Origin of the sequence: Azospirillum oryzae, assembly GCF_900177515.1 — a bacterium.
Taxonomy (GTDB): domain Bacteria; phylum Pseudomonadota; class Alphaproteobacteria; order Azospirillales; family Azospirillaceae; genus Azospirillum; species Azospirillum oryzae_A.
On the sequence record NZ_FXAK01000007.1, the window covers coordinates 2007936 to 2024681 of the forward strand.

At 67.6% G+C, this 16746-nt stretch carries 18 protein-coding genes; 10 read left to right on the top strand and 8 right to left on the bottom strand.

Translation table 11 applies throughout. The features are described from left to right. Positions 1-282 precede the first annotated feature (282 nt). Both B9N97_RS21885 and B9N97_RS21890 read left to right on the top strand, forming a co-directional pair. Positions 283-963, top strand: a complete 681-nt coding sequence (locus B9N97_RS21885) for a LuxR C-terminal-related transcriptional regulator (protein ID WP_085089831.1) — start codon at positions 283-285, stop codon at positions 961-963. A gap of 322 nt (positions 964-1285) precedes the next feature. Beyond that, positions 1286-1957 carry a LuxR C-terminal-related transcriptional regulator gene (locus B9N97_RS21890; RefSeq protein WP_085090707.1) on the top strand — a complete coding sequence of 224 codons (672 nt, stop codon included), beginning with the start codon at positions 1286-1288 and terminating at the stop codon, positions 1955-1957. Positions 1958-1979: 22 nt separating this feature from the next. Here B9N97_RS21890 and B9N97_RS21895 read toward each other — a convergent pair whose 3' ends face one another. Next, positions 1980-2582: an alpha/beta fold hydrolase gene (locus B9N97_RS21895; RefSeq protein ID WP_244560836.1), complete on the bottom strand. Its 603-nt coding sequence runs from the start codon at positions 2580-2582 to the stop codon at positions 1980-1982. A 354-nt stretch (positions 2583-2936) separates the two neighbouring features. After that, the gene (locus tag B9N97_RS21900) at positions 2937-3485 is read right to left on the bottom strand and encodes a hypothetical protein (RefSeq protein ID WP_085089833.1); all 549 of its coding nucleotides are present in this window, start codon (positions 3483-3485) and stop codon (positions 2937-2939) included. A 298-nt stretch (positions 3486-3783) separates the two neighbouring features. Between B9N97_RS21900 and B9N97_RS21905 the strand changes: the two genes are divergently transcribed. Beyond that, positions 3784-4221 carry a YccF domain-containing protein gene (locus B9N97_RS21905; protein ID WP_085089834.1) on the top strand — a complete coding sequence of 146 codons (438 nt, stop codon included), beginning with the start codon at positions 3784-3786 and terminating at the stop codon, positions 4219-4221. A 28-nt stretch (positions 4222-4249) separates the two neighbouring features. Here B9N97_RS21905 and B9N97_RS21910 read toward each other — a convergent pair whose 3' ends face one another. Further along, positions 4250-5464: a DUF3095 family protein gene (locus B9N97_RS21910; protein WP_085089835.1), complete on the bottom strand. Its 1215-nt coding sequence runs from the start codon at positions 5462-5464 to the stop codon at positions 4250-4252. 248 nt (positions 5465-5712) lie between these two features. Here B9N97_RS21910 and B9N97_RS21915 point away from each other — a divergent pair, with 248 nt between their 5' ends. From B9N97_RS21915 to B9N97_RS21930, 4 genes are all read left to right on the top strand, one after another. Next, complete coding sequence (locus B9N97_RS21915) at positions 5713-6078, top strand: hypothetical protein (protein WP_085090708.1); 366 nt, start codon at positions 5713-5715, stop codon at positions 6076-6078. Positions 6079-6138: 60 nt separating this feature from the next. Beyond that, positions 6139-8052, top strand: coding sequence for a DNA mismatch repair endonuclease MutL (gene mutL, locus B9N97_RS21920; RefSeq protein ID WP_085090709.1), 1914 nt, complete (start codon positions 6139-6141; stop codon positions 8050-8052). Positions 8053-8194: 142 nt separating this feature from the next. Beyond that, positions 8195-8434: an AbrB/MazE/SpoVT family DNA-binding domain-containing protein gene (locus tag B9N97_RS21925; RefSeq protein ID WP_085089836.1), complete on the top strand. Its 240-nt coding sequence runs from the start codon at positions 8195-8197 to the stop codon at positions 8432-8434. Then, entirely contained in the window at positions 8434-8769 is a 336-nt protein-coding gene (locus tag B9N97_RS21930) for a type II toxin-antitoxin system PemK/MazF family toxin (RefSeq protein ID WP_085089837.1), read from the top strand. The genes B9N97_RS21925 and B9N97_RS21930 overlap by 1 nt, the downstream gene beginning before the upstream one ends. Before the next feature lie 9 nt (positions 8770-8778). Here B9N97_RS21930 and B9N97_RS21935 read toward each other — a convergent pair whose 3' ends face one another. Next, positions 8779-9390, bottom strand: coding sequence for an NAD(P)-dependent oxidoreductase (locus tag B9N97_RS21935; RefSeq protein ID WP_085089838.1), 612 nt, complete (start codon positions 9388-9390; stop codon positions 8779-8781). Positions 9391-9524: 134 nt separating this feature from the next. Here B9N97_RS21935 and B9N97_RS21940 point away from each other — a divergent pair, with 134 nt between their 5' ends. Beyond that, positions 9525-9962 (top strand): winged helix-turn-helix transcriptional regulator, encoded by a 438-nt coding sequence (locus B9N97_RS21940; RefSeq protein WP_208621240.1) that lies wholly within the window; start codon positions 9525-9527, stop codon positions 9960-9962. On the opposite strand, the gene B9N97_RS21945 is transcribed toward B9N97_RS21940, so the two are convergent. Continuing rightward, positions 9959-11644, bottom strand: a complete 1686-nt coding sequence (locus B9N97_RS21945; RefSeq protein WP_085089840.1) for an alpha-amylase family protein — start codon at positions 11642-11644, stop codon at positions 9959-9961. The two genes, B9N97_RS21940 and B9N97_RS21945, sit on opposite strands and share 4 nt — an antisense overlap. Positions 11645-11954: 310 nt before the next feature. Between B9N97_RS21945 and B9N97_RS21950 the strand changes: the two genes are divergently transcribed. Next, a complete protein-coding gene (locus B9N97_RS21950; RefSeq protein ID WP_085089841.1) occupies positions 11955-12176 on the top strand; it encodes a hypothetical protein in 222 nt (73 codons plus the stop codon). An 80-nt stretch (positions 12177-12256) separates the two neighbouring features. Here B9N97_RS21950 and oxlT read toward each other — a convergent pair whose 3' ends face one another. The 3 genes from oxlT to B9N97_RS37045 form a co-directional block, all read right to left on the bottom strand. Beyond that, positions 12257-13600 (bottom strand): oxalate/formate MFS antiporter, encoded by a 1344-nt coding sequence (gene oxlT, locus B9N97_RS21955; protein WP_085089842.1) that lies wholly within the window; start codon positions 13598-13600, stop codon positions 12257-12259. 662 nt (positions 13601-14262) lie between these two features. Beyond that, a complete protein-coding gene (gene rsmD, locus B9N97_RS21960; protein WP_085089843.1) occupies positions 14263-14823 on the bottom strand; it encodes a 16S rRNA (guanine(966)-N(2))-methyltransferase RsmD in 561 nt (186 codons plus the stop codon). Further along, on the bottom strand, positions 14804-16123 hold the full coding sequence (locus B9N97_RS37045) for a pseudouridine synthase (RefSeq protein ID WP_085089844.1): 1320 nt from the start codon (positions 16121-16123) through the stop codon (positions 14804-14806). Before B9N97_RS37045 ends, rsmD begins: the two co-directional genes overlap by 20 nt. A 105-nt stretch (positions 16124-16228) precedes the next feature. Here B9N97_RS37045 and B9N97_RS21970 point away from each other — a divergent pair, with 105 nt between their 5' ends. Beyond that, positions 16229-16681, top strand: coding sequence for a nucleoside deaminase (locus B9N97_RS21970; protein ID WP_085089845.1), 453 nt, complete (start codon positions 16229-16231; stop codon positions 16679-16681). The last annotated feature ends 65 nt before the right edge of the window (positions 16682-16746 follow it).

Here is a 16746-nt window from a genome sequence, read left to right on the forward strand (position 1 = left end):
CCCTTTTCTGTCACAGACAGTTATTCCACCTGACCAATGCGAGCTAATTTATGTCCGCATCTTGTCTTATGCAGGCTTACGGCATATGCCCATTGCTCGACGCGAAATTTACCTAAGCGAAATTTTGCGCGGCGCAAATCGGGGGTATCTATGGATCACAACGAGGCACCCCCGAACCCTGAGGGGGAATGGGCCGGACGCGGGAGCGGAAGGTCGGGGATGCCTCCGAAGCGCCAATCGGCGCCACATCGATCCGAACGGAACAAAAGGCGGGCTGAGACCATGGATGCCATCAACGTTTTCCTCATCGACGCCAACAAGCTTTTCCGTGAAGGCATGAAGCGCCTGTTCGAGGGCACGTCCTTCAACGTCGTCGGCGAGGCCGGCAGCCTGCGCGAGGGCCTGTCGGCGCTCGGCACCGGCAGCAACCCCGACCTGATCCTGATCGACCTGCCGAGCGGCGCCGACGAGGAAGTCGATGCGATGCGCACGCTGCGTGAGAACCACCCGTCGATCAAGGTCGTCATCCTGACCAACGACCTGGAAACCCGCCGCCTGTCGGCGGCCCTGAGCGCCGGCGCCGGCGGCTATCTGCTGAAGGACATCGCCTGCGAGGCGCTGATGCAGTCGCTGAAGCTGGTGATGATGGGCGAGAAGGTGTTCCCGACCCATCTGGCCGAACTGCTGGTCAACGGCCGCACCGAGGACATGGGCGCCGAGCTGCCGACCCGCCGCAAGGGCCTGTCGCAGCGCGAAGTCCAGATCCTGCGCTGCCTGCTGAACGGCAACAGCAACAAGATGATCGCCAACCACCTGAACATCACGGAAGCCACCGTGAAGGTTCACCTGAAGAGCCTGCTGCGCAAGATCAACGCCTCCAACCGTACCCAGGCCGCCATCTGGGCGCTGAACAACGGCATCGGCGATCAGGCTGCCGAGGCCGGCGTCGCCGCCACCGTCTGATCTCCCTCGATCCATTCGACCGCTCTGCCAAAAGGTCTCGCCCGCCTTCCGTCCAGGCCGCCCGCCCCATCCATCCGGGGCAGGCGGTCGGCGGGGCGGAGCGTTGCCTTTTGCAGCGCTTTTCCGTTTCCGGCGCCCTCAATTTGCGGTGCGGCCCTGCCCCTCCACCAGGAAAGGGGGCCAGGAAAGGGGACGGGCATAGAGGAAGCGGTCTAAGACCAAAAGCGAACTACAGCGTCAGAACCGGCCTTCCTATGTGAACGTCCGGGCCGATGACGCCATCCCGGTGTCGGATCGCCGCAACCTTCTGGAAATGCCCGCGATGAACGTGCTGATCGCCGACGATCACCTGCTGTTCCGAGACGGTCTGCGCCGGCTGCTGGCGCAATTCGACGCCGACATGACCTTTTTCGAAGCCAGCACCTATGACGAGGTGCGGGCGCTGTGCGATGGCACCAGACCCTTCGACCTGATCCTGCTCGATCTGGGAATGCCCGGCTGGACCGGCTTCTCGGCGCTCGGCGACATCCATGCCAGCCTGCCGAAGGCGCTTCTGGTGGTGGTTTCGGGGTCGGAGAAGCGCTCCGACCTGCTGGCGGCCCTCGAGAACGGCGCCGCCGGCTATATCCCGAAATCCTCCAGCGCCAAGGTCCTGCTGGGTGCGCTGCAACTGGTGCTTGCCGGCGGCATCTATCTTCCCGAACAGGCGATCCGCGGCGGCGACCGTGTCGAGCAGATGCATGCCGGCCATGGCGGAAACGGCTCCGGCGACACGATGGACGAGTCCACGGCGCTGGGCAACGGCAACGGCGACCAGTTGACGCCACGCCAGCGCGACGTTCTGGCCCGCCTGCGCGACGGCAAATCCAACAAGCAGATCGCCCATGAACTGGGGCTGACGGAAGGCACGGTGAAGGTCCACGTCACCGCGATCCTGCGGCATCTCGGCGTCCGCAACCGCACCCAGGCCGCTCTCACCGCCCAGAGTTTCTGACGGAGGGCGGCTGCGCCGCCCCCTACCGCTGGCCTCGCTCCACCGCGGAGACCAGCGCCAGCAGCGCGCCGCGCAGCTCCGCCGCATGGGTCCGCGGACGGATGGCGGCGGCGTCGGGCACGGCGACGACCGTCAAGGTCCGGCAGCCGGTCAACCCGTCTTCCAGCCGTGTGAACAGACCGGCCGGGTCACTGCCCTGCATCAGGGTCACCGGCACCCGGACGGCCGGCAATTCCGAATCGAGATCTCCCAGGTCGCCGGACAGCACCGCCGGCAGCGCCCATCCGAAACGGGCGGCCAGCGCATTCCAACGGCGGCGCATCGGCGATTCGGCCCCGACATCGTCGACGATCATCACGCCGCCCACCCGTTCCGGGTAATCCAACGCCGCGGCGATGGCGAGCGGCGCCGTCACCGCGCCCGCCACCAGCACCGGCCGGCGTCCGCCGCGCTCCACCAGCAAAGGGGAGAGGATCGCCGCTCCGGCAGACGCCGGCACGGTCAACCATTCCTGGCCCGTCGGCACATGGTCCAGCAGGCGCCACCACGCCCCCTTGCCGGGGTGAAGGAAGATCACCCGCCGTCCCGACGGATCGCCGGCGCGGTCGGCCGTACGGTCGTCCACCCTGGAACAGTCAGCCCCGGGAGCCACCCCATCCACGGCCAAGCCGGTCACCGGAAAGCGGGCGGCATCTGGCCGTCCGGCGCGGACGGTGGAAGGCTGGGTGTGAAAGAACACGGTCGCGGTCCCCGGTGCTGGCATTCCGCGATGGGACTGCCCCATCGCCGAAGCCAACCCTAACGAAGCGGAACCCAAATCGTCCCGTACGATAAATCGGGCAGAAACCTTAACACGGCCCGAAAAGCCGCCCTGTCCGCAAAAGGTTTCAGCCGCCGCCGAAACACGACAAAAGCAAAGCAAATTCCAAGACTTGCCGGCTTGTGCCGATCATCGGCCGCCGGCCGGCAAGGCAATCGGTCAATGCAGGGTCACCTCCTCGCCCTCGCCATCCGGCACCACCGCCAGCGGGCGGCGCAGCTCGCCGGCCAGGCTGCGCCATTCCGGCGCTCCACCCAGCTGTTGCAGCAACTGTGCGGTGAAGGCGAAGACGGCATGTTCCAACGGCCCGTTGTCCTCGGCATGGGCGTTGACGGTCAGGCAGGATTCCGCAGCGCTTTCGAAGATGGCGGCTGCGGCGCTGGCGCCCGGTCCGGGATCCGGCAGCGGGATGGCCTGCGGCTTCTCCCCGCTCACGCGCAGGCGCGACAGGTTGTCGGCCAGCAGGCGGGTGCGGATGGCGTTGTCGACCGCGGCGGCCATGGTGTAGCCGGCCTCCTCCTCGACGGTGGCGCGCAGGATGCGCAAGCCCGCGATCAGCCCGCGGACCACGTCCCCGTTGCCGCCGCGCTTGGCCGCCGCCGCGACGGCGGTGCCGAGGATGGCAGCGACCACCGGCGAGAGCGATTCGCCGTCGCCCGGAACATTCGGCGCATCGGCGCCGGAGTCGGTGTTCAAAGCCTCGTTCATGCGGCCTCCGATCCGTGTGAACCGGAAACGGGCGGCCCGCCGGCGATGCTGCCGACGAAGGACCCGTCCGGATGCGTCGTCATGATGCCTGTCCCGGATCTGTGGACCGAACGGATACGGTTCAAGGCATGGATGGCATACACCACCCCCTCTTTCGCGCCGCCGGACGGGGTGCCCCATCTTTGGAGTGGCCAATTTCCAAAGGAGCAAGGTCCAAACGGCCGGAAGCTGAAAGGCCCGCCTCTAGGCGCGCGGCGCGACCGTCACCACATCTGCGGCGAAAGGGAGGTTTCTTGTCATGTCACTGCTCAGTCTTCTCCTCAATGTGCTGTGGTTGTTCACGGGCGGCATCTGGATGGCGGTGGGCTGGCTGCTGGCCGCGGTTCTGATGGCGTTGTCCATCGTCGGCCTGCCCTGGGCCCGGTCCGCCCTGACCATCGCCCATTACACCCTGCTCCCCTTTGGGCAAACCGCCGTGCGGCGGGATGAGTTCCGCGGGCGCGAAGACATGGGCACCGGCGCCTTGGGCTTCATCGGCAATATCGTCTGGTTCGTGCTGGCCGGGTGGTGGCTGGCGCTCGGCCACCTGATCTCTGCGGTCGGCCTTGCCATCACCATCATCGGCCTGCCTTTCGCCTGGGCGCATCTGAAGCTCGCGCTGCTGGCGCTCTGGCCGGTGGGGACGGAGATCGTGCCGTCGGACGACGCCGGCCGGCGTGTGGCCGGGCGGCTCTGATCCCGGACCAGCGCCACGTTCCGCCAACTCATCCCAGGGCGGCGGCTTCCATTTCCTTCGCCGCCCCGCCTTCCTGCCCGGACTTTTCCCGCGCCTTCATCGCCTTCAGCATGACCGACGCCCGCCAGAAACCCAGCCCGGCGCCGTCGACGAAATGCACATGGCGGTCCGCCGTCACGTCGCCGACCAGACAGGTGACGGTGGTGGCATCGGCCCGCGCGGTGCCGTAGCGGATCGAGCCGGCCTGGGCCGCCTGGGCCAGCAGAGTTTCGATCGCGTCCGCCTCCCCCTCCGTCACGTCAAGCACCAGCCGCGGACCGCCTGCCGATTTGCGGAAATCGGTGCGCTCCGCCATGTGTCGGCGGTAGCGCTGCGGATCGAAACGGCCCAGCGTCAGCCCCAACTTCAGCAGCAGGACCAGCAGCCCCGATCCGGCCAGGGCCTTGCCCACCCGCCGGATGCCCGTTCCCACACGGGCGCCGTCCCGGCCGCCGCGCGCCTCCATCAGCAGGGCGCGCCAGTCCGGCGGCCAGCGCGCCTCCAGCCGCTCCCCCAGCCCCAGCGGAGCGGCGCCGGCGGTGGGTACGATGGCCTCGATGGCGCGCTGGACGCGGGCCAGCTCCAGCAGCCCGGCCGCGCCCGGATCGACCGCATCGACGATCACGCACAGTACGGTTCCGTGCCGCGGCGGCACCGGGTTCCAGCGGCAGGACACCGACTCAAGGCCCGGCAGCGGTCCTTCCTGCGGCGGCAGGCGCCAGCGCGCATCCTCCTTCACCCAGGCATCGGCGGCCACCACCCCGGCGCCCAGGAACAGCCCGAAGCTGTTGCCGTTGCCGACATCGTGCAGGGCGGCCATCACCTCCAGCCCCTGGTCGAGCAGCGCCCGCACCGGCACCAGTCCGACGCGCAGCGGCACGTCCATCACCGCCGCCGACCAGTGGGCGAGCGCCGAGAGCGCAGCCCGCGCCGCGTCCTCCCGTCCCGGCGGCACCGCGGCGATGGCGCCGTCGCCGCCGAACTGGCAAGCCGCCGGCTCCTGCCCGACCCGCACCGCGTCGGACAGCACCGCGACCACCCCGGCGGCAACGAAATTCACGTCGCGGTGACGGCCCTGCCCGGCTAGTCGCGTGCTGCCGGTGACGTCGGCCACCGCCAGCGACCATCCGCCGTCCAGCGCCGCATAGCGCCGCGGGTCCGAGGCCTCGGCGGCGAAATCGCGGATCACCGGCAACAGCGGCATGGCGGAGCCTCCCCAATGGGCAGCGACAAGGCGAGGACCGATCGTAGCACGGCCTCGGCCATCACGGCAGGGAGGTCGAACTCTGAAGGCCGCGCGGCAACGCCGTCGGAGCGGATCCTGAATACTGAAATTACCGTGCCGTAACCGATGCTTAGGTCATTAACCGTTGTTAAAGGATATGGCGCCGAAACTGTCGGAATATGTCGGCACGGTTTCACGCCTTCGAAAACCAGGGGACGTATCTCTTCATGTCTTGGCTGTCGAAATTCTCCGGAGGCAACAAGGAGCCGGGTGGCACGAAAGCCGCCGCGGAACCGCGTAAGGAGCGCCCGTCCACCCCGCCCAAAATCGTGATCGACCACCACGACTATGTGCCGGAGGAGTTCGTCCTCGGCTCCTTCCGCATCCGTCCCTATGACGGCGACCTGATCGCCAAGCAGAAGTTCGACTTCCGCCTGCAGTTCGACCTCGGCGGCGACCCGGTGGACGTGTCCTGCATCGGGATGGTGGTGAAGCTGACGGAGGAGGCCGGCCTCGTCGCCCGCTACCAGTCGCCGCAGCCCTTCTACGAACGCAAGCTCGTCGAGTACATGAAGGCGCTGAAGGGTCTTTAAGCGCGCGACTATGCCCGAAGATGGTGGTGCCGGGCGCCGGCTGCCACTATATCTATGGGCATGCCGATCCGTCTGCTTCCCGAAACACTGGTCAACCGCATCGCCGCCGGCGAGGTGGTCGAACGTCCCGCCGCCGCCGTCAAGGAACTGGTGGAGAACGCCATCGATGCCGGCGCCACCCGCATCGACGTGGTGGCGCGCGACGGCGGCAAATCGCTGATCGCCGTCACCGACGACGGCTGCGGCATGACCGCCGACGAGCTGGTCCTGGCGGTCGAACGCCATGCCACCTCCAAGCTGCCGGGCGACGACCTGCTCGACATCCGCTCTCTCGGTTTCCGGGGGGAGGCTCTGCCCTCCATCGGCGCCGTCAGCTGCCTGACCATCACCAGCCGCGCGCGCGGCGCCGACAGCGCCTGGAGCCTGACGGTGGATGCCGGCGCCAAGGGGTCGCCGCAGCCGGCGGCGCTGGCCCAGGGCACGCGGATCGAGGTGCGCGACCTGTTCGCCGCCGTGCCGGCCCGGCTGAAGTTCCTGAAGGCGTCGCGCACCGAATACGACCACATCGCCGATTGCCTGGAGCGGCTGGCGATGGCCCATCCCGGCGTCGCTTTCACGCTCAGCGACGGCGGGCGCGGCGGGTTGCGGCTGAGCGCGGCGCAGGGCGACCTGCTGGACGCCCGGCTGACCCGGCTGGGCGCGCTGATGGGCCGCGATTTCCAGGAGAACGCCGTGCCGGTGATGGCCGAGCGCGAGGGCGTGTCGCTGGCCGGCTGGATCGGCCTGCCCACCCTGCATCGCCCGACCGCCAAGCACCAGCACCTGTTCGTCAACGGCCGCCCGGTGCGCGACAAGCTGATGGTCGGTGCCGTGCGCGCCGCCTACGCCGATTTCCTGCCGCGCGACCGCCACCCGATGCTGGCGCTGTTCCTCGACATCGACCCGCAGGAGGTCGACGTGAACGTCCACCCGGCCAAGGCCGAGGTGCGCTTCCGCGACCAGGGTCTGGTGCGCGGCCTGATCGTCGGGTCGCTGAAACACGCCTTGGCCGAGGCCGGCCACCGCGCCTCCACCACCGTCGGCCTCGCCACGCTCGGCGCCCTGCGGCCAGAACAGTCTGGCGAGAGCGACAGCGGTTTCACCCCCTCGCCCCTCCCCTACGGACGTTCCGGCGGCAGTTCGGGCGGGAATTGGGGTGGTTCCTACACGCCGGCCGCCGTGCCGCGCGGTCTGGCGGAACGCTCCGCCGCCTTCCAGGCGCCGACCCAGACGGGACTGCCGCCCTTGCAAGGCCGTCTCAGCGGTTTCGGCAACGGCTTCGCCCCCGGCGCCCGCCCGCCGGAATACCGCACCCCCGACCCGGCCGCGCAAAAGCCCGAGCCGCCGCCCGACAGCCACCCGCTGGGCGCGGCGCGGGCGCAGGTCCACACCACCTACATCGTGGCGCAGACCCGCGAGGGAATCGTCATCGTCGACCAGCACGCCGCCCATGAACGGCTGGTCTACGAGCGGATGAAGACCGCCCTGCTGGAAGGCGGGGTGAAACGCCAAGCCCTGCTGATCCCCGAACTGATCGAGTTGGACGAACCCTCCGCCAATCGCCTGCTGGCCCGCAGCGCCGAACTGGCCGAGTTGGGTCTGGTGATCGAGGGCTTCGGCCACGGCTGCGTCATGGTGCGCGAGGTCCCGGCCCTGCTCGGCCAATCCGACGTGAAGAACCTGATCCGCGACCTTGCCGAGGAATTGTCCGAACTGGGCGACGCCCTGTCGCTGAAGGAGCGCCTGGAGGAGGTCTGCGCGACGATGGCCTGCCACGGCTCCGTCCGCGCCGGCCGCACGCTGAGCGTCGACGAGATGAACGCGCTGCTGCGGCAGATGGAGGCGACTCCGCACAGCGGACAGTGCAACCATGGGCGGCCGACGTATGTGGAATTGAAGCTGGCGGATATTGAGAGGCTGTTTGGGCGGAGGTAGGGCGATGCGCAATAAATAGTTTAATGCGCACCTGCAACATTCTGACCACAGAGAAATCTATAAGCCTGCGCTTCCCCCGGAGTTCAATTGACACTCACCTCCACGCTATGTATAGCCCTCGTATCTACGGCGGGAGCCCATCATGCGCACCGAAGTCGCCCGTTGGGGCAACAGCCTTGCCCTCCGCCTGCCGAGCCCGATTGCCGATCAGACCGGCTTCGCCGAAGGCACGCCGGTCGAAATCGAAGTCGAAAACGGGCGCATCGTCATTCGTCCGGCCACGCCGCGGTATGCCCTGGACGATCTGCTCGCCGGCATCACGGCGGACAATCTGCCGGACGAGTCCTTCGAAGATGAACCGCGTGGGCAGGAATTGCTGTGATGATGCCGGATCGCGGCGATCTGGTGTGGATCGACTTCACGTCGCAGGCGGGGCACGAGCAGGTGGGGCGACGCCCTGGATTGGTGCTGTCGCCCCGCGCGTATCACAATCGCACGCCCTTCGTCGTGGTCTGCCCGATCACCAGCAAAGTGAAAGGCTACCCGTTCGAAGTCGCGCTGCCGCCGGGGCTGCCGGTCGGCGGGGTCGTGCTGGCGGATCAGGTGAAGAGCCTCGACCGCCGTGTTCGCCAACTCGACCCGGCCGGCTCGGTGCCCGAAGCGGTGCTCCAGCAGGTACTTGCCAAACTGGCGCCCCTGCTGTCGCTCCGCCTCTGACGCCTCCCCTCAGTACCCCACCGTGAACCGCTTGCGCTCGTGCTTCGGCGTCTCGATCTCGTCGACCAGCGCCACGGCGAAGTCCTCGTAGCTGATCCAGCTGCGCCCCGAGCCGTCCACCAGCAGCGCGTCGTCGCCCAGGCGAAACTTGCCCGTCCGCTCGCCCAGCACGAACTCGGCGGACGGCGACAGGAAGGTCCAGTTCAGGTCGGGCTCGGCCTTCAGGCGGTCGAGGAACTCGGCGCCCTTGGTGGCTTCGGCCTTGTAGAGGTCGGGGAACTCCGGGGTGTCGATCAGGCGGACGCCGGGGGCGACCTCCAGGCTGCCGGCGCCGCCGACAACCAGATAGCGCGGCACGCCGGACTGCTTCACCGCGCCGATCAGGCGATCGGCGTCGCCCATCAGGAACATCACGGCACTGACCACGGCGTCATGGCCGGCCAGCAGCGGGGCCAGCGTTTTAGCATCGTTGGCGTCGCCCGCCTTAACGGTCAGGCCGGGAGCGGCGGCGACCTTGGCCGGGTCACGGACGATGGCGGTCACGCTGTGGCCGCGGCGCAGCAGTTCGGCCTGGATGCGGCTGCCGGCGCGGCCGGCGGCGCCGATGATGGCGATCTTCATGGCAGGTGGTCTTCCACTAGGTTTCCAATGGTGACTTGATGCCGTTTTAGAAATCTGGTGTAAAGAAGGCACCTTTTCGTGACATGGTCACCCGCATGTAACCGCCGGGGCCGACCTCTTGGGAGTGGATGCGGATGGACAACAGCCTGCTGGGGCTCGGCGGCAAGCGGCCGTCGGAGGTGGATGATCTCCCGGACGCCTATGCCTCCGCCTGCCCGACGCGGCAGGCGCTGGACCGGATCGCCGACAAATGGACGGTGCTGATCCTGGGATTGCTGGAAAGCGGGCCGATGCGCTTCAACAGGCTGCGCCGCGAGATCGAAGGCATCTCGCAGAAGATGCTGTCGCAGACCCTGAAAAGCCTGGAGCGCGATGGGCTGGTCAGCCGCAAGGTCTTCGCCACCGTGCCGGTCACCGTCGAATATTCCATCACGCCGCTGGGCGCGACACTGGCCGAAACGCTGGTGCCCCTGCGCGTGTGGGCCGAGACCCACATCGCACAGATGCTGGAAGCCCGCGCCGCCTATGACCGCAGCGAGGAGGATGGACCGGCCCGGCTGGACGTCGCTTAGACTTCTTCCCCAGGCTTCTTGTCCGCCTCCGTTCGCCGCAGCAGGTAATCTAGCCCGCCGACCCGGAACCAGCGATAGCCGTAGGCCTCCATCACCAGACGGTGGCGGCCCTCGGCGTCGGGTTCGCTGTGGTCCTCCGACAGCAGGTTGACCAGCCGGCAGGACTGGCCATGGCCGTCCACGTCCAGGACGACCTCGCAAGGCTTGTCCGACAGGTTGTGCATCACGACGACGCCGTTGTTGCGCCAGTCATAGCGCAGGGCCAGCACCTCCGGCCGGCCGGTCTTCAGGATGCGGAAGTCGCCCCAGCCGATCTCCGGGCATTCCTTGCGCATGCGGATGATGCGCTCGGTCCAGTTCAGCAGCGAGCCGGGATCGCGGCGCTGGATCGCGGCATTGATCCGCTCGAACCCGAAGACGCCGCCGCTGATGACCGGGCTTTCCGGTTCGTCGGACTTGGTGAAGCCGCCATGCGGCTCGTCCGACCACTGCATCGGCGTGCGGGCGCACTCGCGCTCGGGCAGCGACAGGTCGTCACCCATGCCGATCTCGTCGCCATAGCGGATGACCGGCGTCCCCGGCAGGGTGAACATCAGGCTGTAGGCCAGTTCGATCCGCCGCCGGTCGTCGTGCAGCATCGGCGCCAGTCGCCGCCGGATGCCGCGGTCATAGAGCTGCATGGATTTATCCGGCCCGAAGGCGGCGAACACCGCCTGGCGCTGCTCTTCGGTCAGCCGCCCGAGGTCGAGTTCGTCATGGTTGCGCAGGAAGCTGCCCCATTGCGCGGTGGCCGGGCGCGGCTTGGTGATCTCCAGCGCCTTGGCCAGCGGCCCGGTGTCGGCGGTGGCGAGCGCGTAGAACAGGTGCTGGTTGACCTGGAAATTGAACATCATGTGGCAGCGATCGCCGTCCTCGCCGAAATATTCCAGGTCGTCCTCCGGCAGGATGTTGGCCTCCGCCAGCAGAACGGCGTCGCCGCGGCGCCACTGCACGAACTCGCGGAAGCTGCGCAGCATGCGGAACTGCTCCTTCGGCTTGGCGATGTCCGCCCCCTTCTCCGCGATGATGAAGGGCACGGCATCCATGCGGAAGCCGGCGACGCCCAGCTGGATCCAGAAGCCCATGATCTTCAGCAGTTCGGCATGAACCTCCGGGTGCGAGGTGTTCAGGTCGGGCTGGAATTTGTAGAAGCGGTGGAAATACCAGGCCTTGGCCTCGCGGTCATAGGTCCAGGTCGATTTCTGCACGCCGGGAAAGACCATGCCCTTGTCGGCATTCTCCGGCTTCTTGTCCGACCAGACATACCAGTTGCGGTATTTGCTGCCGGGATCGCTGCGCGCCTGCTGGAACCAGGGATGCTGGTCGGAGGTGTGGTTGATGACCAGATCGATGATGACGCGGATGCCGCGCTGTTCGCAGGCGTGGGTGAATTCCACGAAGTCGCCCAGCGTGCCATAGCGCGGATCGACAGTGTAGTAATCGGCGACGTCGTACCCGCCGTCCTTCATCGGCGATGTCTGGAACGGCCCCAGCCACAGGCAGGTCACGCCAAGCCCTTGCAGGTAATCCAGCCGGCGCAGCAGCCCCTGGAAGTCGCCGATGCCGTCGGCATTGGCGTCCATGAAGGTCGACAGCGACAGATTGTAGATGACCGCGTTCTTGTACCAAAGGTCCCGGATCATGGCCGCTCCATCCCATTTGCCACTCCCCGGCCCGATGCGGGGGCGACAGGCGGGGAACAGCGGCAAGGGCACTTTGGTTGCGGGATGGACCGGTCTTCAGCGGTAGGGGTGCCTGCGGCAAAGTTGCAGGTCAGGCATCCGGCATCTGGCATGCAAAACTTTTTGCGATGGCATGCCAGTTTGCTTATGTTGCAGCACAGCATGACTTGACCGTCACCGTGGGCGCTCACCGCCCGCGGGGATGCCGTTTGCAGTCATGCGCTGTTGTTCCTGTCGACGCCCTCCCCTCCCCGATAAGGACGCCTTAACCATGATCGAGACCCAGGCCCTTCTGTTCCTCGCACTGACCGGCATGATCGGCCACGCCGTCTATATGGCCAGCGGCCGCGGCGGCTTCACCGTGATCGAGCCAGAGAAGGAAGAGACGGAGGAAGAGCCGGGCATCCTGTTCTCTTCCGAGCGGTTCCAGCAGGCGGCTCACAGCGATCCCAAGTCCGACAAGGCGAAGGACCGCCCCTTCTGGATCGAATGACGGAATGGGCCGGGGCGCTTCGCGCATCCCCGCCCCATTTCCGTCAGCCGGTTCCCTGAACCAGCCCCCCGGCTGTTGCCTTACCCGTTGGCGGTGCCGGCTGCGGCCCCGACCGGGACGGAATGTCCGGCTTCATCCTGCTCCGCCCGGCGCGCCAGTTCCGCATTGCGGGCATGGTGGCGGGCCAGCATCGGCTTCAGAACCAGCAGCGCACAGGCCGCCGCGGTCAGGTCCATGGTGGCGGTGACGTACAGCACAGTCGCCCAGGTGCCGGTGGCTTCCATCAGCAGGTTGCCCATCGGCACCAGCAGGGCCGCGACACCCTTGGCGCAGTACAGGACGCCATAGATCTTGCCGGCATGCTTGGTGCCGAAGGTGTCGGCCGAGGTGGCGCTGAACAGGCTGTACACTTCGCCCCAGGCCAGGAAGACCATGCCGCTGAGGATCAGGAACATCATCGGGTCATGGCCGAAGCGGCTCAGCATGATGATGCCGATGCCTTCCAGCGTGAAGGCGACGAACATGGTCGCTTCACGGCCGATATGGTCGGAGATGAAGCCGAACAGCGGGCGCGAGATGCCGTTCATCACGCGGTCCAGCATCAGGGCGAAGGGCAGAGCCGCCATGGTCAGGCCGAAGACGCTGACCGGGGCTTCCTTCACGCCCAGATCGTGGGCGATGACGCCCAGCTGGGCCACAGCCATCAGGCCGCCGGTGACGGTGCCGATGAACATCGCCCACATCACCCAGAACACCGGGGTGCGGATCGCCTCGCCCAGCGTGTAGTCGCGACGGGTCTGCGCCACCTTGGTGGAGGCCTTGACCTGCTCCTTCTGCGGCATGCGCAGGAACAGCGAGGCGGCGATGATGAGGGCGCCCTGCAGCAGGCCGAACCAGAAGAAGGTGGTCTGATAGCCGCTGCTGTGGATCATGGCCGAGATCGGCAGGATGGTCAGCGCCGAGCCGGCGCCATAGCCGCCCGCGGTCAGGCCCACCGCCAGTCCGCGCTTTTCCGGGAACCACTTCAGTGCGTTGTTGACGCAGGTGGCGTAGACGCAACCGACGCCGATGCCGCCGATGGCCGAGCCGACATACAGCATTGCGAGCGAGCCGGCGTAGCTGTCGATGACCCAGGACAGGCCGGTGAAGAAGCCGCCGGCGGCGACGATCACGCGGGGACCGTATTTGTCGATGAAATAGCCCTCGATCGGCGTCAGCCAGGTCTGCACGACGACGAAGATGGTGAAGGCGGTCTGGATCGACGCACGCGTCCAGCCATGGGTCGCCTGGATTTCCGGGACGAACAGCGTCCAGGCGTACTGGATGTTGGCGGCCGCCACCATGCAGACGATGCCGACGACGATCTGCGTCCAGCGGACCGCATCGGACACCGGCGGCGCCGAAGCCGCCGGTTGTGAATTCATATGAGCCATCGTGCCTCCCGTTTAACTTGCCTGAGCCGGCGGCGCGGCCCCTCTCCCGGGGACCGGCACGCCAATCACGATTGCGGAATGACCCGGACGGACCGCTCTTGCTGACGGTTCCTTTCCGGAACTCGGCGCGGATGCCGACAATCGCTCGGAGTTCGATTGTCCCGATTTAGGAATGCCAGATATGTAATCTGGTATACCAAAACCGGGGACAAAAAGACACCGACGGCCGGATCGACGCCGTAGGCATACAGATAGACAAAGTAAACACTACAATTCGCGTCGCGCCGGATGCCCGGTCCACACCGGTTCTTGTGTCGGTTCACCCGCTTTGACGTAGGTTCTGCAAAAAGAAGCCGTGCCGGTACCTGCACGGCCCCCTCGAACGAGGGTGTGCAGTCTTAGGAGATAGGTAGATGCCGCCGTTTCCATAAGGAACCGCATCGGCGACACATGATCTTTTGCTCGGATTGTTTTGGAACTCAACAGTCCGTTTCGTCTTTCCGCATGATGGAAAAACACGGAGGGCAGCCTTGGAACGCAAGGGATGCGTTACCACCGGCCTCTGGGCATGGTCAGACAAAAATGGAACTCGGGGGTATTGAAACAGCGGACCGGCAACCCCGGGGATAGGGGCGCGGCGTCCCTCGCTGCGGTCAGACCGGGTGGCGGACCGTCAGGAAGGCGACGCGGGTGTCGCCGTAGCGGCGTTCATCGACCGCCGTGAAACCGTCGGGAAGCGGCAAGGGGTCGCGATCGGCAACCTCGACCACCGCGAGCGCGCCGTCGGCCAGCCAGCCAGCGCGCAGCAAACCCTCCAGCGCGCGCGGCGCCAGCCCCCGGCCATAGGGAGGGTCGAGGAAAGCCAGCATGCAGGCACGGGACGCCGGGGGTGGCTTGGTGGCATCGGCGCGCAGGATTTGGGCATTCCCCGCCTCGAGCAACGCCTCGACATTGGCACGCACTGCGTCCAGCGCCGGCCGCCCCATGTCGAGGAAGCCGCACCAGGACGCCCCGCGCGACAGGGCTTCCAGCCCCAGCGCGCCGGTGCCGCAGAACGCATCGACGACCGTGGCGCCCTCGAACTCGGGCGCCCAGTCGGCATGGGCCAGGATGTTGAAGATGGCTTGCCGGGTGCGGTCGGTGGTGGGACGGGTATCGCGCCCGCCCGGCGCCACCAGACTGCGGCCGCGGTGCTTACCGCCGACGATCCGCACGCGGGCGCTCCGTCCGTCCGCCGGTACCGCCACCGGACCTGTCGCCGCCGCCGGCCTTCGGCCCGCCGCCGCGCGGTGCCGGACCGGCGCCCTTCGGACCCGTCGGCTTACCGTCCCTCGGCTTGGTGTCGCGGGACCTTGTACCTTCCGAACGGCCACCCTCCGACCGGAAACCATCCGGCTTCGGGGCTCCGGCCTTGGATCCGCCGGACTTCGTCCCCCGTCCACCGGCCGCACCACCGCCGAGAGACAGGGTGCCCCGGGTCGATGCGCCCCGCCGGGCGGGCTTGGCCTCCTCGGTGCGGGCGGCTTCGGCTTCGTGCCGCTTGGTGGCGGAGCGGGGCGCACGTTTCGGAGCGGCCTTGGCGTCCGTCCTCGCGTCCGCCTTCGCATCCGTCTTGCCGGTTGCACGGCCGCCGGGCGCCGCCTTCGCCGGAACGGCCTTCACCGCCGCATCGGCTCTCGCCTTGGCGCGCTGCTTGGTCCCGGATTCGGCAGGCTCCGCCCCTTCGGGCGTGCCGAAGAAGGGGGCGATCTGTTCGCGGACGACGCGCTTCGGCACCTCCTCGACGGCGCCCTCCTCCAGCTTGCCGAGCTGGAAGGGACCATAGGCGACGCGGATCAGCCGGTTCACCTGGAGCCCGAGCGACTCCATCACCTTGCGGATCTCGCGGTTCTTGCCTTCCTTCAGGCTAACGGTCAGCCAGGCGTTGCGGCCCTGGATGCGGTCAAGAACGGCCTCGATCGGGCCGTACTTCACGCCTTCGATGGTCGGACCCTTTTCCAGTGCCGCCAGTTGCCGCTCGTCAACCTCGCCGAAGACGCGCACGCGATAGCGGCGGGTCCAGCCAGTCGCCGGCAGTTCCAGGAAGCGGGCCAACTCGCCGTCGTTGGTCAGCAGCAGCAGCCCCTCGGTCGTCAGGTCGAGACGGCCGATGGAAACCACGCGCGGCAGGTCGGGCGGCAGGCGGTCGAAGACGGTTTCGCGACCCTTCTCGTCACGGGCGGTGGTGACCAGCCCCGACGGCTTGTGATAGCGCCACAGGCGGGCAGGCTCCGGCTCCGGAATGACCTTGCCGTCGACCTGCACGATGTCGCCGGAGCGGACCACGCAGGCGGGGCTGTCGAGCACGCGGCTGTTGACCGCGACGCGGCCCTCGGCGATCCAGCGTTCGGCGTCGCGGCGCGAGCAGAGCCCGGCGCGCGCCAGTCGCTTGGCGATGCGTTCGCCGCCGTCGGCAGCGGAGCCGGCGGCAGGGGTGGCGGATTTGGATTTCTTGGCGGTATCGGAGCGGTCCATGGCCGGACCATAGGGCCTGGACGCGCCGCCCGCAACACGAGTCCAGTGCCCGGACACCGGAATCCGGTTGACGCGCTCCCGGCGGGGTTGGCACCCTGCCCGGCCATGCCGTCTCCCCGCTATATGGACCTCGCCTTCGCCGCTGCCGAGGCCGCCGCCGCGCGTGGCGAGGTGCCGGTCGGCGCCGTCGTCGTCGACCCCGCGACGGGCTCCGTCCTCGCCACCGCCGGCAACCGGACGGAGGAGCTGTGCGACCCGTCCGCCCATGCCGAGCTGCTGGCGATCCGTGCCGCCTGCGCCGTCCGCGGCCAGCCCCGCCTGCCCGGCTGCGACCTCTATGTGACCCTGGAGCCCTGCGCGCTGTGCGCCGCGGCGATCAGCTTCGCCCGCATCCGGCGGGTCTATTACGGCGCCTACGACCCCAAGGGGGGCGCTGTCGATCACGGCCCGCGATTCTTTACGCAGCCGACCTGCCACCACGCGCCGGAGGTCTACAGCGGCATCGGCGAGACACGGGCGGGGGCGCTGCTGCGGGGGTTCTTCAGGGAACGGCGGTGAGCCTGCCGCCCGCCACCATGGACTGCACGCGCAATATTGCTTCCTGCATCAAGCAATAGAATTTC

What these genes read in the sequence shown, in the direction of transcription:
- B9N97_RS21915 (WP_085090708.1), top strand. Translation starts at nt 5,713, where the DNA reads ATGTCTTGGCTGTCGAAATTCTCCGGAGGCAACAAGGAGCCGGGTGGC.
- B9N97_RS37045 (WP_085089844.1), bottom strand. Translation starts at nt 16,123, where the DNA reads ATGGACCGCTCCGATACCGCCAAGAAATCCAAATCCGCCACCCCTGCC.
- B9N97_RS21950 (WP_085089841.1), top strand. Translation starts at nt 11,955, where the DNA reads ATGATCGAGACCCAGGCCCTTCTGTTCCTCGCACTGACCGGCATGATC.
- B9N97_RS21935 (WP_085089838.1), bottom strand. Translation starts at nt 9,390, where the DNA reads ATGAAGATCGCCATCATCGGCGCCGCCGGCCGCGCCGGCAGCCGCATC.
- B9N97_RS21940 (WP_208621240.1), top strand. Translation starts at nt 9,525, where the DNA reads ATGGACAACAGCCTGCTGGGGCTCGGCGGCAAGCGGCCGTCGGAGGTG.
- B9N97_RS21925 (WP_085089836.1), top strand. Translation starts at nt 8,195, where the DNA reads ATGCGCACCGAAGTCGCCCGTTGGGGCAACAGCCTTGCCCTCCGCCTG.
- B9N97_RS21885 (WP_085089831.1), top strand. Translation starts at nt 283, where the DNA reads ATGGATGCCATCAACGTTTTCCTCATCGACGCCAACAAGCTTTTCCGT.
- mutL (WP_085090709.1), top strand. Translation starts at nt 6,139, where the DNA reads ATGCCGATCCGTCTGCTTCCCGAAACACTGGTCAACCGCATCGCCGCC.
- B9N97_RS21910 (WP_085089835.1), bottom strand. Translation starts at nt 5,464, where the DNA reads ATGCCGCTGTTGCCGGTGATCCGCGATTTCGCCGCCGAGGCCTCGGAC.
- B9N97_RS21945 (WP_085089840.1), bottom strand. Translation starts at nt 11,644, where the DNA reads ATGATCCGGGACCTTTGGTACAAGAACGCGGTCATCTACAATCTGTCG.
- oxlT (WP_085089842.1), bottom strand. Translation starts at nt 13,600, where the DNA reads ATGAATTCACAACCGGCGGCTTCGGCGCCGCCGGTGTCCGATGCGGTC.
- B9N97_RS21905 (WP_085089834.1), top strand. Translation starts at nt 3,784, where the DNA reads ATGTCACTGCTCAGTCTTCTCCTCAATGTGCTGTGGTTGTTCACGGGC.
- B9N97_RS21930 (WP_085089837.1), top strand. Translation starts at nt 8,434, where the DNA reads ATGATGCCGGATCGCGGCGATCTGGTGTGGATCGACTTCACGTCGCAG.
- B9N97_RS21970 (WP_085089845.1), top strand. Translation starts at nt 16,229, where the DNA reads ATGCCGTCTCCCCGCTATATGGACCTCGCCTTCGCCGCTGCCGAGGCC.
- B9N97_RS21890 (WP_085090707.1), top strand. Translation starts at nt 1,286, where the DNA reads ATGAACGTGCTGATCGCCGACGATCACCTGCTGTTCCGAGACGGTCTG.
- B9N97_RS21900 (WP_085089833.1), bottom strand. Translation starts at nt 3,485, where the DNA reads ATGAACGAGGCTTTGAACACCGACTCCGGCGCCGATGCGCCGAATGTT.